Annotated in this window: 11 protein-coding genes and 1 tRNA gene; 4 read left to right on the plus strand and 8 right to left on the minus strand. The window is 62.7% G+C overall.

Annotated features, from left to right (window positions below):
• Positions 1–54: 54 nt before the first annotated feature.
• From ACODSU_RS20020 to ACODSU_RS20050, 7 genes are all read right to left on the minus strand, one after another.
• Positions 55–1392, minus strand: a complete 1338-nt coding sequence (locus ACODSU_RS20020; protein WP_488844236.1) for a restriction endonuclease subunit S — start codon at positions 1390–1392, stop codon at positions 55–57.
• Entirely contained in the window at positions 1389–2846 is a 1458-nt protein-coding gene (locus ACODSU_RS20025) for a class I SAM-dependent DNA methyltransferase (RefSeq protein WP_488844238.1), read from the minus strand. Before ACODSU_RS20025 ends, ACODSU_RS20020 begins: the two co-directional genes overlap by 4 nt.
• Before the next feature lie 6 nt (positions 2847–2852).
• Complete coding sequence (locus tag ACODSU_RS20030; RefSeq protein WP_488844240.1) at positions 2853–4112, minus strand: ATP-binding protein; 1260 nt, start codon at positions 4110–4112, stop codon at positions 2853–2855.
• A gap of 197 nt (positions 4113–4309) precedes the next feature.
• Positions 4310–6130: a DUF262 domain-containing protein gene (locus ACODSU_RS20035; RefSeq protein ID WP_488844242.1), complete on the minus strand. Its 1821-nt coding sequence runs from the start codon at positions 6128–6130 to the stop codon at positions 4310–4312.
• A gap of 87 nt (positions 6131–6217) precedes the next feature.
• The gene (locus ACODSU_RS20040) at positions 6218–6886 is read right to left on the minus strand and encodes a hypothetical protein (RefSeq protein ID WP_488844244.1); all 669 of its coding nucleotides are present in this window, start codon (positions 6884–6886) and stop codon (positions 6218–6220) included.
• A gap of 173 nt (positions 6887–7059) precedes the next feature.
• Positions 7060–10548, minus strand: a complete 3489-nt coding sequence (gene hsdR, locus ACODSU_RS20045; protein ID WP_488844245.1) for a type I restriction-modification system endonuclease — start codon at positions 10546–10548, stop codon at positions 7060–7062.
• A gap of 99 nt (positions 10549–10647) precedes the next feature.
• Positions 10648–13113, minus strand: coding sequence for a UvrD-helicase domain-containing protein (locus tag ACODSU_RS20050; protein WP_488844247.1), 2466 nt, complete (start codon positions 13111–13113; stop codon positions 10648–10650).
• A 43-nt stretch (positions 13114–13156) separates the two neighbouring features.
• On the opposite strand from ACODSU_RS20050, the gene ACODSU_RS20055 reads away from it, so the two are divergent.
• Together ACODSU_RS20055 and ACODSU_RS20060 are read left to right on the plus strand one after the other, a co-directional pair.
• The gene (locus tag ACODSU_RS20055) at positions 13157–13882 is read left to right on the plus strand and encodes a hypothetical protein (protein WP_488804263.1); all 726 of its coding nucleotides are present in this window, start codon (positions 13157–13159) and stop codon (positions 13880–13882) included.
• Between the two features lie 204 nt (positions 13883–14086).
• Positions 14087–15064, plus strand: coding sequence for a GMP reductase (locus ACODSU_RS20060; protein ID WP_488844249.1), 978 nt, complete (start codon positions 14087–14089; stop codon positions 15062–15064).
• A gap of 46 nt (positions 15065–15110) precedes the next feature.
• Here the strand turns inward: ACODSU_RS20060 and ACODSU_RS20065 are convergent, their stop codons facing one another.
• Positions 15111–15992, minus strand: a complete 882-nt coding sequence (locus tag ACODSU_RS20065; protein WP_488844251.1) for an alpha/beta hydrolase — start codon at positions 15990–15992, stop codon at positions 15111–15113.
• Positions 15993–16202: 210 nt separating this feature from the next.
• On the opposite strand from ACODSU_RS20065, the gene ACODSU_RS20070 reads away from it, so the two are divergent.
• Positions 16203–17087 carry an NAD(P)-dependent oxidoreductase gene (locus ACODSU_RS20070; protein ID WP_488844253.1) on the plus strand — a complete coding sequence of 295 codons (885 nt, stop codon included), beginning with the start codon at positions 16203–16205 and terminating at the stop codon, positions 17085–17087.
• A gap of 83 nt (positions 17088–17170) precedes the next feature.
• Positions 17171–17246: transfer RNA gene (locus ACODSU_RS20075), tRNA-Lys, on the plus strand.
• Positions 17247–17588: the final 342 nt, after the last annotated feature.

Below are 17588 nucleotides of genomic sequence, written 5' to 3' on the forward strand. Positions count from 1 at the left end.
AAAGTGACCCCACTTACACTGGGGACTGGCGCACTTCGTTGTTGAAACCGCCCACTATAAATTGGCTGCGGCAGCGGCCTTGCGCCCCCGGCCTCGGCCTGCGCCGGTTTTGGCCGCAGGTGCGCCCATAGCGCGCTGGGCCTGCAGGCGGCGCAGCAGCTCTGCGGCGGGCTCATCGTTCGGGTGTTGCGGCACCAGCTCGCCACGAAACGCCTTGGCCAACAGCGCGGGGGTCAGGCGCGTGGCGGCGGTCTGCGCCTGGGCCAGGCGGGCTTCGAGCCGGTCGGCAAAGGCGAAAAGGGTTTCTACGCGGCGGACGATTTCGGTTTGTTCTTCGGTGGGAGGAACAGGTACAGGGATCGTATTGAGATTTTTTTGATTCAGCTTGGGCTGGGCTGAGCCAGACACATAGGGAGTCAGATCGATTGAGTTGATGTAATAAGCAAGGTACTCGTCCGACGCACCGTCCTTGCATTTAAGGACATGGGCGTGGTTATTGACCCAGATTTTTCCGGTAGCTATGAAGGCGATGGGCTTGCTGCGTGTCACTAGGTTAGCGCCATCCTCGCCAATCAAAACAAACTTCCCCTCATGGGTAAAGCCATCAATGGTGTCGATAACGCCTGATGCACCGTAGTACGGATAAGCACCCCTGCGTTCGGTACGCAAAGTCTCGGAGATTGGCACGCGAGCACCATCGTGGTTTTCAACGTACTTTCCAAGCGGAATGACACGCCAAGTTTCATTAACGGCACGCCCACCTCTCCAATCCTCCGTCAACCGCCCCGAGGTGGCGGCGGCGAGGACAGATTGGCGGAAGCGTTTGAGCAGGGGGGTAACGCGGGCCAGGCGGGTGTTGACGGCGTCTACGCGGGTGAGGACGGTGTCGAGTTTGTCGGCGATGCGTTTTTGTTCGGCAGCTGGTGCGAGCGGAAACCGGAGTTCTTCCACATCCCCTTTTCGTAGTGATGGGACTGTTGTTGAACGAGCGCTTTCACCGAAATCGACCGTTCGCAGAAACTGATGAACGTATCGGTCGCTTACGCCCTCCATTGCCTTCACTGCCATGACGTTGTTATCGATCAAGCAGGGAGCTACCACAGTAGCACGCCTATTCAATCGAACCGCCTCACCAATCTTCGCAAAGACGGTGGAGCCGGGCACTAGAGGCTTACCTTTCAGCTTCTCGGCAATTTCATAAGTCACGTAGTGATTTGCAGTTTCTAGCTCACCTCGGTTGGCAAGCACGGCATGGGAAATATCTGAGACCTTGAAAAAGGGCAGATCGCCAGAAGTGTGCCCCTGGTACTCGTTTGGAAAACCGACACCAGAAGTGACTTGCGCGACCTCTGACAACTTGATGTCAACCCAGCTGGTTGGAAGAGCGCTCATTCAGCCACCTCCCCCAACTCCGCCAATATCGCTTCCAGCTCTGCCACGGCGGCATTCAACTCCTCCACCGCCTCCCGCGCCAGCACGGCGGGTTCGGGCAAATCTGCCGCGTCTTCGGCGCTGTCGTCTTTGAGCCAGGCAATGTCCAGGCTGTCGCCGCGCTCAGATGCAATCCACTCGCGGCTGAAGCGGCGAAAGCGGCCTTGTTCGCCCTGGTCTTGCCTGGCTGCCTTGCCATTGGGGTCGGTGCCGTAGGCGGCCACAAAGTCGGCAAAGTGGGCGTTGGTGAGGGGGGTGCGTTTGCCAAACTTGGGGGCGTTGGCGCGCATGTCGTACACCCACACTTCCTGTGTGCTGCCGGTGGCGGCCTGGCTCACTTTCTCAAAAAACAGCACGTTGGTTTTGACGCCCTGGGCGTAGAAGATGCCGGTGGGCAGCCGCAGGATGGTGTGCAGGCGGCATTTGTCCATGAGGTCGCGGCGCACGTCGGCACCTACGCCGGCTTCAAACAGCACGTTGTCGGGCAGCACCACGGCGGCGCGGCCGCCGTCTTTGAGGTGGCGCACGATGTGCTGCAAAAAGGCCAGTTGCTTGTTGCTGGTGGCAAAGGTCAGGTCGTCGCGCGTGGGGCCGCCGCCGCCTTTGGCGGTGCCAAAGGGCGGGTTGCTCAGCATCACGTCGCTGCGGGGCAGGCTGCTGCCTGCGCTGGCCAGGGTGTTGCCCAGGTGCACCACGCCCTGGTCGTCGCCTTCCATGCCGTGCAGCAGGCAGTTCATCAGCGCCAGGCGGCGGGTGCTGGTGACCAGCTCCATGCCAATGAAGGCGTGGTTGCGCTGGAACTGGCGCTCGCGCTCGGTCAGGTCGTACAGGTTGTCGGTGCGTTCTTTGATGGCGCGGTCGGCCGCTATCAAAAAGCCGCCGGTGCCTGCGGCGGGGTCTTGCACCGTTTCGCCCGCCTGGGGCTGGATGACCTGGATGATGGTGTCGATGAGCGGGCGCGGGGTGAAGTACTGGCCTGCGCCGCTTTTGGTTTCGCTGGCGTTCTTCTCCAGCAGGCCTTCGTACAAATCGCCCAGGCCGTCGCGCTCGGCGCTGAACCAGTCAATGCCGTCGAGGCTTTTGACGAGCTGCTCCAGGTGGCGCGGTTCCTTCAGGCTGGTTTGCGCGTCGGCATAGATGGCGGCAATGAGGGGGTCGGTGCTTTGGCTGAGCTTGAGCAGCGCTTCTTTGTAGTACAGCAGCAAGTCCATGCCACTGCGCCGCGTGAACTCGCCCCAGCGGGCGTAGTCGGGCAGCTTGTGCTTTTGCAGCACGCCGCTTTCGGTGCTTTCGTGCTCCATTTTGATGAAGAGCAGCAGCACCAGCTCGGTGACGTAGTCGCTGTAGTTGATGCCGTCGTCGCGCAGCACGTCGCACAGGTTCCAGAGTTTCTGGACGATGTCTTGGGTGGTCATGGTTTTTTAGAGTGCAGAGAGGGGAATGGCCCAGAGGCCGTTGCCAAATGGCAGGGCATGGGTGCCGTCGTACAGCACGATGCCGGTGATGAAGTCGCTGCCCGCCAGCGCTTGCAAGCGTTTGAGGCCTTTGAAGTCTTGTGGGTTGACCTGAGCGGCAGCCTTGACTTCGATGCCGATGACTTGGCGCAGCGAGTCTTCCAGCACAAAGTCCACCTCCACCTGGTCTTTGTCGCGGTAATGTGAGAGGAACCACATGTCGGCACTGAGGGCGATGGCTTTGCGCAACTCGGCATACACCCACGTTTCGAGGGTTGCGCCCCAGCGATCGCGCTGCGTGAGCAAAAGATCTGGGGAAAGGCGTTGCAGCGTTGCCTGGAGCCCGGCATCCAGAAAGTGCAGTTTGGGCGTTTTGATGAGGCGGTTGCCTTCGTGGCGGCTCCACGCGGGCAGACGCTGAATCAGAAACAGGCGTTCAAGGATGGTGATGTATTTGTCCAGCGTGCGCGTGTTGAGCCCGAGTTGCGCGCCAGTTTGTGTGGCATTCAGGAGTTGACCGCATTGGGTGGCCAGAACGCTCAGCAGGCGAGGCATTTGGCTCAGGTGCTCAATCTGTGCGATGTCGCGCACGTCGCGCTCCACCAAGGTGGTGATGTAGTCCCGCGCCCAGGACTGGCGCCTTGCGCTGGTGGCCCGGCGCCGCATTTCCGGGTAGCCGCCCGCGAGTGCATGCTCCACCATGTTGGCTTTGCCAGCAACGGGGGGGATGGCCCAGTCGGTATGGGTGATTGGCCAGTCTTGCTGTTGTGCGCGTTGCAAAAAGTCGTTGGGGCGCCGCTGCAGTTCTGCCTGCGACAGGGGCAGCAGGGTGTGGACTTCCATGCGCCCCGCCAAGCTGTCGGCCATTTGCGGCAAGGCCAGTACGTTGGCAGACCCTGTCAGCAGAAAGCGACCGGGGCGCTGGTCTTCATCGACGGCCATTTTTAAAGCCAGCATGAGCTGCGGTGCTCGCTGCACCTCATCGATGATGGCCCTATCCAGCTGGCGAATCAGCCCCACCGGGTCTTGCTGCGCAAGAGCGGCCATGTTGGGGTCGTCCAGCGTGATGTAGCGCATGTCGCCCCCGAGCTGGCGTACCAGTGTGGTCTTGCCACATTGGCGTGGGCCATTGACCAGCACCACCCGCGTGTCCAGCAAGGATTCCTGAACGTTGTGGGTGAGGTGGCGCGGTATCCAGTCAGCCGAAGGGGATAAAGGGCTGTTCATGGGGGCTGGTTGCTGGGTATTGGTGCTCGTCCAATTGCGCATTGGAGTAGCGTCCAATCTTGTATTTCATTTGCGTCCAATTATGCAGTATGTATGCATCCAACCTTGTACTTAGGCCGCCTGCGGCCACAAACACGGCGTGATTTCAGTCAGCACCGGGTCCAGCGGGCGTAGTTGGGCATGGGGTTTGCAGAAGTTCACGCGTCCAGCCGGTGGTGGTTCAGAGTCCAGGTGTCCAAGGCCAGGTCGAGCAAGGCTTGCTGGCGCTGTGCGATGGCAGAGCCGTCCCACTGGGCGGTGCGGAAGTTGACCGCAGGCAGAGCAGCTAAACGGTTGACGGCCGTGTTCACTCCGATGGCAAAGGTGTGATCCAGCAGCTGGGTACTGAGCAAGCCTGACTTGGCGTATTCGGCCTGCTTGTCGGTGAACCAGGTGCCGTGCAGGTCGTTGTGCTTGTTGACGGCCTGGTTGATCACGCTCTCTAGCAAGGTGACGTTGCCCAGCCGGTACACATGGCCTTCATAGTCTGCACGGCTGGCGGCCAAAGCCGATGGAATGGCGCCATCGCGCGGCGTCTGGGGCAGGATGTGCTCGATCTGCAAGCCATCGATGTAGCGCAGGCCTTTCTGCGGGGTGTTGCACAGGGCGAGCAACTGGTTCTCCATACGACCGAGCACGTAGCGCAGGCGGTACAGGGGGTGGTAGTCGTTGTCGCGCAGGGCCAGGAAGCGCTGGCGAAACTCGCCCAGCTTGTCTTTCAGGTACGGCACGAGCGTGGCTTCGATGACGGGGGCGATCTCCGCCTCGGATTTCAGGCCGCGCAACTTGGCAGCCCATTGCACAAACAACCGCTCGTTGTTCTTGGCCTGTATGCCCAGGGTGTTGCTGTAGAAGAAAAAGCTTTCAATCTGCTGGGCAAGGTAGTTGATGGCTTCTGCGGTGCTGGTGTGGTCCAGCGCCAGCAGCAAGATCAGGTGCTGGCGCGACTTGACCTTGTTCATGAACCCGATGCGGGTGACGGAGGGGTAATCGCCGCCATCGTTCATCAGTTCGGTGGCGCGCACCAGATCGGCATAGCGACGCGCGCCCTTTTCCAGCTCCACGGCCAATTCATAAGGCGCCTGCTCGTAGCGCAGGCGCTGCTTGCCTTCAGCCGAAATGATCCATTTGTAAATCTCGTCCTCGCGCAAGATGCCGTCGTAGTAGCGCGCCATGAGGAAGTAGCGCAGGAACCGCAGCGGGCTGTCGCCTTCGCGGGCACGCTCCAGGTGGCCCGTGAGTTCTTTCCACTTGCCTTTGATGCGGTCGAAATCGTTGCCTTTGGCCTCTTTGAAAAGCAGGTTCTTGACCAGATCCATCGCGTTGAGGCCCGCGCCCCGCTGGTTGATGGTTTCAAAGATTTTCAGGGCACTGCTCAGGTTTTCAGACTCGATGACAACGAGGTCAATCTTGGTGAGGAAGTAGTACGCGTACTCTGCCAACACCCCCAGGCCCGCATCCAGATACTTTTGCAGATGCTGCTTGATGCGCTCGTAAGCAGCATGCATGCGTTCGATGGAAAGGGTGCTGCTGGGCGGGAGCGGCTTGCCCAGGATCAATTGCAGCAGGAAGTCTTTGCTTTCCTCGTACTGCAATTCCAAGCGCACTTGTACTTGCTTGGATTGCATGTCAAAGCTGGACAACCAGGCCTGGATGGTCTTGAGGTAATGCTCCTGGACTGCATCCAGCGGCTGACCGGTCAGCAGGTCACGCAGCGCGCACATGGTGATGACGGTGGTAGTGAGCCGTTGCTGGCCATCAATCACGTCATGTTTACTGCCGTTTTTGACAATGATGATGGAGCCGATGAAGTAGCTGCTGGGCGCTTTGGCGTCTGGGTCGAATTCATTGGCAATGTCTGCCAGAAACTGCTCTACCTGATCCTCAACTTCCCATACGTATTCCCGTTGGTAGTCGGGCACTAGAAAGTGGTAGTCCTTGAGCTTTTCGATGGTGTGAACCTGTGCTTTTACTTCCATGAAGCTTTACTCGATTGAATGGGAAAGAGGGCCAGACCGAGGGAATGTGCCTGGCGAATAAAACGCGGAGGTGTTGTTTACCCAAGCCTAGCCGGGCATGGCTGCGGATGGGTGAATCTCTACCGTCAAGCCCATGCGAAAGGCAGCCACGATGGACGGTGGCGTCAACACTCGTACGCGGGTGTTTGCTGGCAACGCTGGCGCTGGACTGTACCCATGAAATGACCAACGCCACAGCCCACCTGTGCCCAACAACAACGTGCGATCACCTTCTTGCACCATCGTCCCCACGGGTAGCTCGCCTATACAAGCGTCATAGGTGCGCTTGGCTTTGTCAGGGCCCACGCGCTCTGTGTGCAAGGCTGCATCGATTTGGGCGATGGGCAGGCGAGCCTGCGCGGTTGCCACCACCTGCTCGGGGCGGTTGGCAGCAGTCCAGATGCGATTGAACGCATCGTGCTTTTCACGCTGGCACACACGGCACGGGCGGTGACCTGCGGCATAGGCAGTGGCCTCGTCCAAAAAGAACAGTTCGGAATAAGTGCCCTGAGTGAAAGGTGAGCGCTTTTGAAAGCTGGCGCCCAAACAGCAAGTCACCCAGCTTTTGTTGGCCCAGCGGCGCACGATCTGGTCGCGCTCGTCGTGCAGGATGCCCCGATTGCCCATGAGGGTGCCGCGCGCGCGCACTGCGTGCAAAGCCCCGGTGGGGTCTACCTTGTTCTGGAGGGGCGCCGAGCGGGTCGAAGAAGTTGTCATTTTGAATACTGAATAAGCGGACTCAACGGAGACCAGCAATCAACACGATCACTTGCTGCGATCCATCAAGCTGAAAAGAACGTGCAATAAACAAAGTGAAGCGTAGAAAAATGCCGTGCGAACTCACTGCGGGCACGCGTCCAATCTGGAATAAGCACTATTCAAACAGCCTCTCACGCCGCCCTCGGCCACAACGATTCGGCCAGCTGGTCCATCACCCCATCGAGCTGGCCGCCCAGCAGTTTGTCGAGCTGCTTGGCGCCGCCGTCGGTGGCGAAGGCGTCGTTGACGAAGGCGTGGTCTAGCACCAGCTCGTGGCGCAGTTGTTTGCCCAGGCGGTCTAGCCACCGCAGTTGCACGGGCGTCCAAGCGCGGGACTGGCGGATGGTTTGCATGGCGGCCTGCACGCGCTGGTCAAACGGCACCAGCGCCTCGCCCAGGGCGGCCTGGCGGATGTAGGCCATGATGCCAGCGGCAATATCTTGGTTGCTTTGGTTGCGCCAGGCGGCTTTGAGTTTGGCTTCGGTGTAGCCCGCTTCGTCCAGCAGCAGGCGCACTTCTTTGAGCTGTGCGCGGGTGAGGTCTTTGGGGCGGTTGACGACCACCGACAGCGCGGCCGACTGGTTGAGCTGCTGGCGCACAAAGGCGGTGAAGCTGTCCAGGTAATCCGCTGGCTTGATGTAGCTGCCCCAGCTTTGCTCGCGCACCACCAGTTCATCGGTGTGGCCTGACAGCACGGGCATGTAGGCGGTGCCCAGCAGTTGGCGCACTTCGGCCAGTTGCTGCACCAGGCGGGTGTTGCGGCGCAAAAAGTCTGCCGCTGCGGCGGTGCCTTGTTCTTTGCCCAGCTGGTGCAGGTGGCGGTGCAGTTGCGCGGGGGGCACGCCCCATTGCTCTTGCAGTTGGGCCAGGCGCTCGCGCAGGGCGGGTTTCTTGTCGGCCTTGTGTTCGGCGTCGCGCAGCACGCGCATCACTTTTTGGCCGAGCTGGTCGAGCACGTCGTCGGCATGGGTGCGGCCTGGGCCGCTGCCGGGGGTGGTGTAGGCGGTGGGGTGGTTCAGCTCGTCCAGCAGCTGCTCCACCGTGACCTTGGGGTCTTTGACCAGGGGCTGCATGGTGTTGACGGCCTGCAGCGTGGCATACAAGTCCACAGGGTCGTAAATTTTGAACACGGTTTTGCCGATGGCGTCGCAGCGGCGGGTGGCGCGGCCAATCATTTGCTCGTACAGGATGCGCGACTTGACGCGGCGCATGAACACGAGGTGGCTGATGGCGGGCACGTCGATGCCGGTGGTGAGCAGATCGACGGTGATGGCGATGCTGGGAAAGCGCTCGTTTTTGTAGCGACGGATGAGCTGGTCGACCTTGTCCGAAGCGCCGGTGATTTTTTCGACCGCCGCCTGGTTGTAGCTCTCGCCGTACAGGTCGGCAAAGGCCTGGCCCAGCAGGCGTTTGACCATGTCGGCGTGGGCGTCGGTGGCGCAAAAAATCAGGGTTTTTTCCTCGCCCATCGGGTCCAGCTCTTGCGCGAGCTGCTGGCAGATGACGCGGTTGAAGTCTTCGTTGATGACGCGGCGGTTGAAGGATTCGAGCTCGAAATGCAGCTCGTCTTCCAGCTCGGCGGATTCGATTTCGCCGGTGGAGAGGTTCAGCGCCTCAACCTGCTGGCCTTTGTCGAAATGGATGCCGTGGCGGCTGAGCAGGGTTTCGTAGCGAATGGGCGGCTCGTGGTCGATGAGCCAGTCGTCGGCTACGGCTTCGCGGTAGCTGTAGGTGTAGACGGGTTTGCCAAAGATGTCGGTAGTGTGCTTGGCGGGCGTGGCCGTGAGGCCGATTTTGGCGGCGTCGAAGTAGTCGAGCACGCGGCGGTAGCTGCTGAGGTATTGGGCCGGGTCGCGCAGGGCCTGCTCGCCTTCGGTCATGTCCTGGTCCAGCGTGTAGCCCCGGTGGGCTTCGTCCACGATGATGCAGTCGAACGCATCGAGCGGGGGCGGTGCATCGCTGGCAAAAATGCGGCGCACCATGGCCTGCACGGTGGCCACCTGCACGCGGGTTTCGGCCTCGGCGGCCATGTCGCCCAGCTCGGCCACGTTGTAGATTTTGGACAGGGGCATGCCGCCTTCGAGCGGGGCTTCGTTGAAGGCGTCTTGCGCCTGGTCGCCCAGCGCGGTGCGGTCTACCAAAAACAGGATGCGGCGAAAGCGCTCAGCCTTCAATAACCGGTACATCAAGCCAATGATGGTGCGCGTTTTGCCGGTGCCGGTGGCCATGGCCAGCAGGCATTGCGACTGGCCTGCGGCCAGGGCGTGCTCCACAGCGGCAATCGCGTGCTGCTGGTAGTCACGCAGGCGCAGGTAGGCATAGCCTTCTTGCTGCAACTTGGCCTCGGCCGTGGCACGGCTGCGCCTCAGTAGGTCGAGCAGGCCATCGGGCGTGTGAAAGCCTTGCAGCGGGCGCGCCAGTTGCGCGGGGTGGCGCAGGTCACGAAACCAGGTGCCGCTGGCCTCGGGGCTTTGCTTGACGAGCGGGCGGCCATTGCACGAGTAGGCAAACGGCAGAGCAAAGTGCTGGCCCGCGCCATCGGGCCAGGGCTCGGCGCGGCCTTCGGTGGCCCAGGGGGCGGCCCATTCAGCATCCATGGGCAGGCCGCGTGCGTAGCGTTCGGCCTGGGCCATCTTGCCCGCCACGTTCACGTTCAGGCGCTTGGCCTCTACCGCGGCCACGGGTGTGAGGCCCGCAAACAGCACGTAGTCGGCGCTTTGGCGGCCCTGGGTGGGCCACTCGGCAATGGCGAGGTGGCGGTGGCGCTCGGGGCGCGTGCCCTGGGCGTGGGTCAGGCGGGCGCTGTCGGCCTCCCAGCCGGCGTCGCGCAGCATTTGGTCGATGAGCAATCGGGTGGAGGCTTCGTCCATGGCCACCTGCTGCGCGGCCTGGGCCGAGCGCTCGGCCCACAGGCGCAGGGCGGCGGCGTCGCCCTTGGCAGGGTCGGCATCGGGCGGGGTGCGCGGGCGCTCGTCCAGCGCTTTTTGCAACTCGGCCAGGCGCTGGCTGGCGTCTTCGGCCAGTTGCTCGTAAATGGCGCGCTCTTCCTGCGCGCGCAGGGCCATGTCGCGCTCTTGGGCGGCCTGTGCTTCGAGCAGTTGGGTCAGTTCTGCCTGCGCAGCCTGGGCGGTTTGGGTTTGCTGCAACTGGCCTTGCAGCGCAGCGATTTGCTGCTGCAGGGTGACGAGCTTTTGGCTGGGGTCGTCGGGCAAAACAAACGGGCCGGGCTTGAACTGCGGCGCACTGCCGAAAGTGCGGTGGAACCACAGGGCCAGTTCGCGGGCCAGCTTGATGGATTCAAGCCCTTCGCGGTAGCCAATGCGGTGGTTGACCTGGTGCGCCGCCTCGTTGCCGCGCTGGCGCAGCGCGTGCAGTATTTGGCGCACCTGCGGGTCCAGGCCCAGGCGCTGATCCACAGCGCGCAGCAGCTCGGCCTGGGTGCTTTGGCCGACGCTGAGGCCAATGCGCTCTGCTACTTCTTGGGTGAGGCTTTCGGCCAGCAGGCGGAGTTTGAGGACGCAACTGGCGGGGTCGTAGGGGTAGAGGCGTTCGGCGGTGGCGCCCAGTTCGGCCAGCAATGGCGAATGAGAAACCAGAAAGCTGAAGTTGCTTGCACTCATGAAGGCTGGGGGGAGTCGCACGTTGAGACGAGTGGGCAGCATACCCGCCCCCTTCACACGCCGCCTCACACTTTTTGCGCAAAGCCCCCAAACCCTCGCTTATTCGACCACCGTCAGCTTGGCCACCGACAGCGCCAGCCACTTGGTGCCGTGGCGCGGAAAGTTGACCTGCGCACGCGCGTCGTCGCCGGTGCCTTCAATGGCCAGCACCTTGCCCTCGCCAAACTTGGTGTGAAACACGGCAATGCCCACGCGCAGGCCGTGCGATGGCGCAGCCTTCTGCGCAGGCACTGGGGGGCTGGCAAATGTCTCAGACTTGAAGCCAAAGTGGCCTCTAGCGCTAGATCTGTATGCGCTACCAGCTCCTGAATTAGTAGCAAAACTGGGCGCATACGAGCCAAAGCCCTGCTGCTTGGGCGTGATCCACTTGAGGGCCGCTTCGGGCAGCTCGTCAAAAAACCGGCTCTTGATGTTGTAGCGCGTCTGCCCGTGCAGCATGCGCGTCTGCGAGTGGCTCAGGTACAGGCGCTTGCGGGCGCGGGTGATGGCCACGTACATCAGGCGGCGCTCTTCCTCCAGGCCGTCGCGGTCGCTGGCCGAGTTCTCGTGGGGGAACAGGCCCTCTTCCATGCCGCCGATGAACACGCAATCGAACTCCAGGCCCTTGCTGGCGTGCACCGTCATGAGCTGCACCGCGTCTTGCCCGGCCTGGGCCTGGTTGTCGCCCGCCTCTAGCGCGGCGTGGGTCAGGAAGGCCGCCAGGGGCGAGAGGGTTTCGCCGGTGTCGGCGTCCACGATGCCGGGCACGGCGGGTTTCAGAGGTTCGTCCAGCACCGGAGCGTTGGGGTCCAGCCCTTGGCTCACGGCGCTTTGGGTGAGCGGCGTGCCGTGCTCGTCCAGCGGCAGCGCCACCGCGTCACGGCCAAAGCCCTCTTGCGTGACAAAGCTCTCGGCGGCGTTGACCAGTTCCTCCAAGTTCTCGATGCGGTCGGCGCCTTCCTTCTCGGTGCGAAAGTGCTCCACCAGCCCCGTGGATTCGAGCATCTGCTCGATGATGCCGCGCAGGTTCAGCCCTTGGGTCTGCTCGCGCAGCACATCGACCATGGCGACAAACGCGCCCAGGTTGGCGCCCGCCTTGCCGGGCACAGCGCTCACCGCGTCGTGCAGCGAGCAACCTGCGGCGCGGGCAGCGTCCTGTAGCACCTCGATGCTGCGCGCGCCAATGCCGCGCGGCGGGAAGTTGACGACGCGGGTAAAGCTGGTGTCGTCGTGCGGGTTCTCCAAGAGGCGCAGGTAGGCCAGCGCGTGCTTGATTTCGGCACGCTCAAAAAACCGCAGTCCGCCGTATACGCGGTAGGGCACGCTGGCATTGAACAGTGCCGATTCGATCACCCGGCTTTGCGCGTTGCTGCGGTAGAGCACGGCGATTTCCTTGCGCTCAAAGCCGTCGCTCCGCACCAGCTGCTTGATCTCGTCCACCATCCACTGCGCCTCGGCCAGGTCAGAGCTGGCCTCGTACACGCGCACCGGCTCGCCAGCGCCCTGCGTGGTGCGCAGGTTCTTGCCCAGGCGGCGGCTGTTGTGGCTGATGAGGTGGTTGGCCGAGTCGAGGATGTTGCTGTAGCTGCGGTAGTTCTGCTCCAGCTTGATCTGGCGCTGCACATCAAACTCGCGCACAAAGTCGGTCATGTTGCCCACGCGGGCGCCACGGAAGGCGTAGATGCTCTGGTCGTCGTCGCCCACGGCGATCACGCTGCCACGTGCTTCGTAGCGCCCGTCCACCTCGTTGCCCGCCAGTTGTTTGAGCCAGGCGTACTGCAGCTTGTTGGTGTCCTGGAACTCGTCCACCAGGATGTGCTGGAACCGGCGCTGGTAGTGCTCACGGATCGGGTCGTTGTCGCGCAGCAGCTCGTAAGACCGCAGCATCAGCTCGCCAAAGTCCACCACGCCTTCGCGCTGGCATTGTTCTTCGTACAACTGGTAGATCTCGACCTTCTTGCGGCTGTCGCTGTCGTGCGTAGGCACATCGCCAGGCCGCATGCCCTCTTCCTTGCAGCTGGCGATGAAGTACGACAGCTGCTTGGGCGGAAAGCGCTCCTCGTCCACGTTGTGCTGCTTGCACAGGCGCTTGATGGCAGAGAGCTGGTCTTGCGTGTCGAGAATCTGGAACGACTGCGGCAGCCCCGCAGCCTTGTGGTGCGCGCGCAGCAGCCGGTTGCACAGGCCGTGGAAGGTGCCGATCCACATGCCCCGCACGTTCACCGGCAGCATGGCCGACAGGCGAGCCACCATCTCCTTGGCGGCCTTGTTGGTAAAAGTGACGGCCAGAATACCGCCGGGCGTGGCATAGCCGTTTTGCAGCAGCCAGGCGATGCGGGTGGTCAGCACACGGGTCTTGCCCGACCCGGCCCCCGCCAGGATGAGCGCATGGCCCGCGGGCAAGGTCACCGCAGCCAGTTGCTCGTCGTTCAGGTGGGCGAGAAGGGGGGATGCGGCCGACGGCGCACCGGAGTGTGGGGGCACCAGGGCGTCTGGCGCACCCGAAAACGGGTCTTGTGGGAACATCCGGCCATTGTAGAAAGCACCCCGCCCCACGCTGCCCCGCACCATGAAAAACATTGCCCTCACCTTGGCCAGTCTGTCGTTGGCACTGGCGCATGCCCCGCAGGCGCTGGCCCAGACCCATTGCAGCAGCGACGGCACGCCCAAGCCCGTGGCGCTCTTCGAACGCTTCATCAGCGCCGACTGCGAGGCCTGCTGGGGCGATGCAGCCACCCCGGCACCGTCGGCCAAGGCAGGCGCCGTGGTGCTGGACTGGATCGTGCCAAGTGCGGCGGGCGACGATGCCCCCTTGTCGGCAGCCGGCACCACCGACGCCCTGCCCCGCCTGCAAGCCCTGGGGCGCAAGCCTCCCACCTCCACTGACGTACACATCAGTACCGTCGATGTGGACGCACGTGGGCGGCTGCGCGTGGCCCACGGGGTGGCGTTCAACGACTATGTGGGTGTGGGCATCAACTTCGCGCCTTCCGCTGCTAAGCCACAGCGCAAGGTGGCCGCAGCCCCCTTTGCCTTTCACCTGCTGCTGGTGGAAGCCATCGCCGCCGGCACGGACGGCACGGTGGTGCCCCGCCATGTCGTGCGCAACGCGTTCGAGGGCGAGTGGCTCCCCGCCCAGCGGCAAGCTCGCACCCCAGGTAAACCGTGGGCCTGGATGGAGACCCGGTCCATGCGCATTCCCGAAGGCGCGCGGGCCGAACGGCTGCACCTGGTCGGCTGGGTGCAAGATGCATCGGGCCAGATCGTGGCGGCTGCGCAATCCGTATGCAGGTAATACCGGGGCCGTTATGACGGCCATTTGTCAGGCGGGTAGAATCAATCACCGGGCCCAAGTTTCTTGACGCCCGGTTTTTTGTGCCTGCGCTCAGCAGGGTTCGGAGTGACTGTCACGTTCACTCCCGCAAAGCCGGTCTGACAGCCAAGCGCCCACCGCCGTCGAAATAGTTTGGCGGCGTCCCTTTATGGAGCTTGGAATCTCATGGAAATCTTCGACTACGACAACATCCTGCTGCTCCCCCGCAAGTGCCGCGTGGAAAGCCGCTCGGAATGCGACGCCAGCGTGGAGCTGGGCGGCCGCCGCTTCCGCCTGCCGGTGGTGCCGGCCAACATGAAGACCGTGGTGGACGAAACCATCTGCACCTGGATGGCACAGAACGGCTATTTCTACGTCATGCACCGCTTTGACCTGGACAACGTCCAGTTCGTCAAAGACATGCATGCCAAGGGCTGCTACGCGTCGATCTCGCTGGGCGTGAAGCAACCCGACTACGCCACCGTGGACCAGCTGGTGGCACAGGGCATCACGCCCGAGTACATCACCATCGACATTGCCCACGGCCATGCCGACAGCGTGAAGAACATGATCGGCTACCTGAAAAAGCACCTGCCGCAGTCGTTTGTGATTGCCGGCAACGTGGCCACCCCCGAAGCCATCATCGACCTGGAGAACTGGGGCGCCGACGCCACCAAGGTCGGCGTGGGCCCGGGCAAGGTGTGCATCACCAAGCTCAAGACAGGTTTTGGCACGGGCGGCTGGCAGCTGAGCGCGCTCAAGTGGTGTGCCCGCGTGGCCACCAAGCCCATCATTGCCGACGGCGGCATCCGCAGCCATGGCGACATTGCCAAGAGCATCCGCTTTGGCGCCAGCATGGTGATGATTGGCTCGCTGTTTGCAGGCCATGAGGAATCACCGGGCAAGACGGTGGAAGTGGACGGCGCGCTGTTTAAGGAGTACTACGGCTCGGCCAGCGATTTCAACAAGGGCGAATACAAGCACGTCGAAGGCAAGCGCATCCTGGAGCCCATCAAGGGCAAGCTGGCCGAAACACTCATCGAGATGGAACAGGACGTGCAAAGCTCCATCAGCTATGCGGGTGGCACCAGGCTGATGGATGTGCGCAAGGTCAACTACGTGATCCTGGGCGGCGACAACGCAGGCGAGCACCTGCTGATGTAACCCACCCACCGGGCACGAGCCGCCCCCCCGGTAGGAGAACCTGTTCTCAAGCCCGCAGCAGGTTCTGCGCCATGTGGTGCAGGTCATGCCCCGGCTTGGCCAGGGCATCGACGATGCTGAAGTGGTTCAACCCCGGCAAGGCCACGCTGCGGGGCACAAAATGGCTGCCCCAGGCGTCCTGCATGAGCTGGTTCTGGCGCAGGAATTCGGGGCTTTCATCGGCCCCCACGGCGCAATACAGCGTGCCCGTGGGCGGCTCCAGCAAACGGGCGGGGCTGCACTGCAGCACCTGCTGCTCAGTCAAGTGCAACACCGACTGGTACATGGGCGTGTGCATGATGGGCTCCAGGTCGTGCACCCCCGAGATCGACAGCGCATTGCGCACCAGGCCATCGGGCAAGCCCTTGCCGATCAGGGGCCACACGCTGGTGAGCAGCAGGGCCGCCAGCTGCCCGCCCGCCGAGTGCCCCGCCACGGTGATCCGCCGGGGGTCGCCACCATGGGCGGCGATCTGGTGCCACACCCAGCCCAGCGCCTTTTCCATCTGCCGCGCAATGTGGGGAATGTTCACCGGTGCATCGGGGGTGCCCGGACACAGCGCGTAGTTCACCACCACCACACAAAACCCGGCCTGGGTGAAGGGTGGCGCGATGAAAGAGTGGTCGGATTTGTCGAGCGACCGCCAGTAGCCTCCATGGATGAACACTAGCACCGGCACCGGTCCACCGGTGTTGCGGGCGGAGGGGAACACGTCCAGGGTCTCACCCACACCGGTTCCATAAGCGACATCGAGCGCACAGGGAATGTTGGCGCGCACCTGGGCGGAGTCCCGGGCCCAGCGCTCAAAGTAGTCCATGTGGTCGGGGACCAGGGCGCGGTTGTTGTACATGCGCTCCAGCCAGGCAGGGTCGTACAGGGGCAAGGTCATGGGCAAGGGTCTCCGGTTGGTGTGAGCGGCCTTCGGTGCCATACCGCGGCCCGGCCCACAGGCTCGGCAGACGCAGGAACGGCGCTGGCGCTGCAGAATCATCTGGCCAATCGCTGTGCGCTGCAAGCTCCGTGACAGACTGCAGCGCCAAAAAGGCACATGATGGCAACAGAGACGCTCTTGAACTCCTTTCCCAAGAAGAACAACGCCATGACTACCACTCCGCTTCGTATCGCCGTTCTTGGCATTGGCATGATGGGGCTGCCCATGGCCCGACGCCTCAGCGAAGCAGGCCACCAGGTACACGCATGGAACCGCACCCGCGCCAAGGCAGAACCGCTGACGCAATGGGGTGTCACCGTGCACAGCAGCCCTGCCGATGCCGTCAAGGATGCCGACGTGGCCATCAGCTTGCTCGAAAACGGCCCGGTCGTAGGCCAGGTCCTGTTTGAGCAAGGCACAGCCCAGGCCATGCGCCCGGGCGCTCTTTTCATCGACATGGCCTCCATACAGCCCAGCGAGGCGCGCGACCATGCGGCCCGCCTGGGCGAGCTGGGCGTGGCCCACCTGGACGCACCGGTATCCGGAGGCACCGTCGGGGCCGAGGCCGGTACCCTGGCCATCATGGCCGGGGGCCGCCCCGAGGACTTTGCGCGCGCCCAGCCCGTATTCGCCTGCCTGGGCCGCTCCACCCATGTCGGGCCGCACGGTGCGGGTCAGCTGGCCAAGCTGGCCAACCAGATGATTGTGGGCATCACCATCGGCGCCGTGGCCGAAGCCCTGCTGTTTGCCGCCAAGGGAGGCGCCGACATGGCCAAGGTCCGCGAGGCCATCAGCGGTGGTTTTGCCGACAGCCGCATCCTGCAGCTGCATGGCCAGCGCATGGTGGAACGCGACTTTGCCCCCAGGGGCCGCATGGCCGTTCAGTTGAAGGACATGCGCAATGCGTTGGCCACTGCCCGAGAGACCGGCTTCGATGCACCCATCACGACCCTGTTTGAGGCGCTGTATGCCGAGGGCGTGGACCACGGCCTGGGCGAACTGGACCACAGCGGCCTCTTTGTGGAACTGGCCAGCCGCAACGCAATGCAATAATTTTTGGGTGCGAGTTGCAAAGGTCGCAAAAACTAGTGCATAATTCGAGGCTCTGCAGCGATGCAGACAAAATTTAAAGATTTGGGTTCTTAGCTCAGTTGGTAGAGCAGCGGACTCTTAATCCGTAGGTCGAGTGTTCGAGTCACTCAGGACCCACCAAATCAAGCCGCAAGGCACAAAAAGCCTGCTACCCATAAGTAGCAGGCTTTTTTGTTTTCAGACCGATTGCTTCCCCGTCAGCGGCAGCCCGGCCCTCCAGGGTCAGGAGTCATCCGCCGGCAGCATCATCGTCTGGCCGCCTGGGGCCTACGGCCCCGGTGTCCGCCCTCCACGGGCGGCAACGGATGTGTCTTTGCAAGAACCACCGCGTGGGCTGCTTGCTGTTCGCTGGCCATAGACGTACAACACACCATGTCACGGGCCCCGAACAGTGCAACAGTCGCGCACCGTTTTTTCGAACCATGAATCCAGGCAACCACTCTTCGCGTATTTGCTGCTGTG

It is taken from the genome of Acidovorax sp. FG48 (assembly GCF_057809085.1).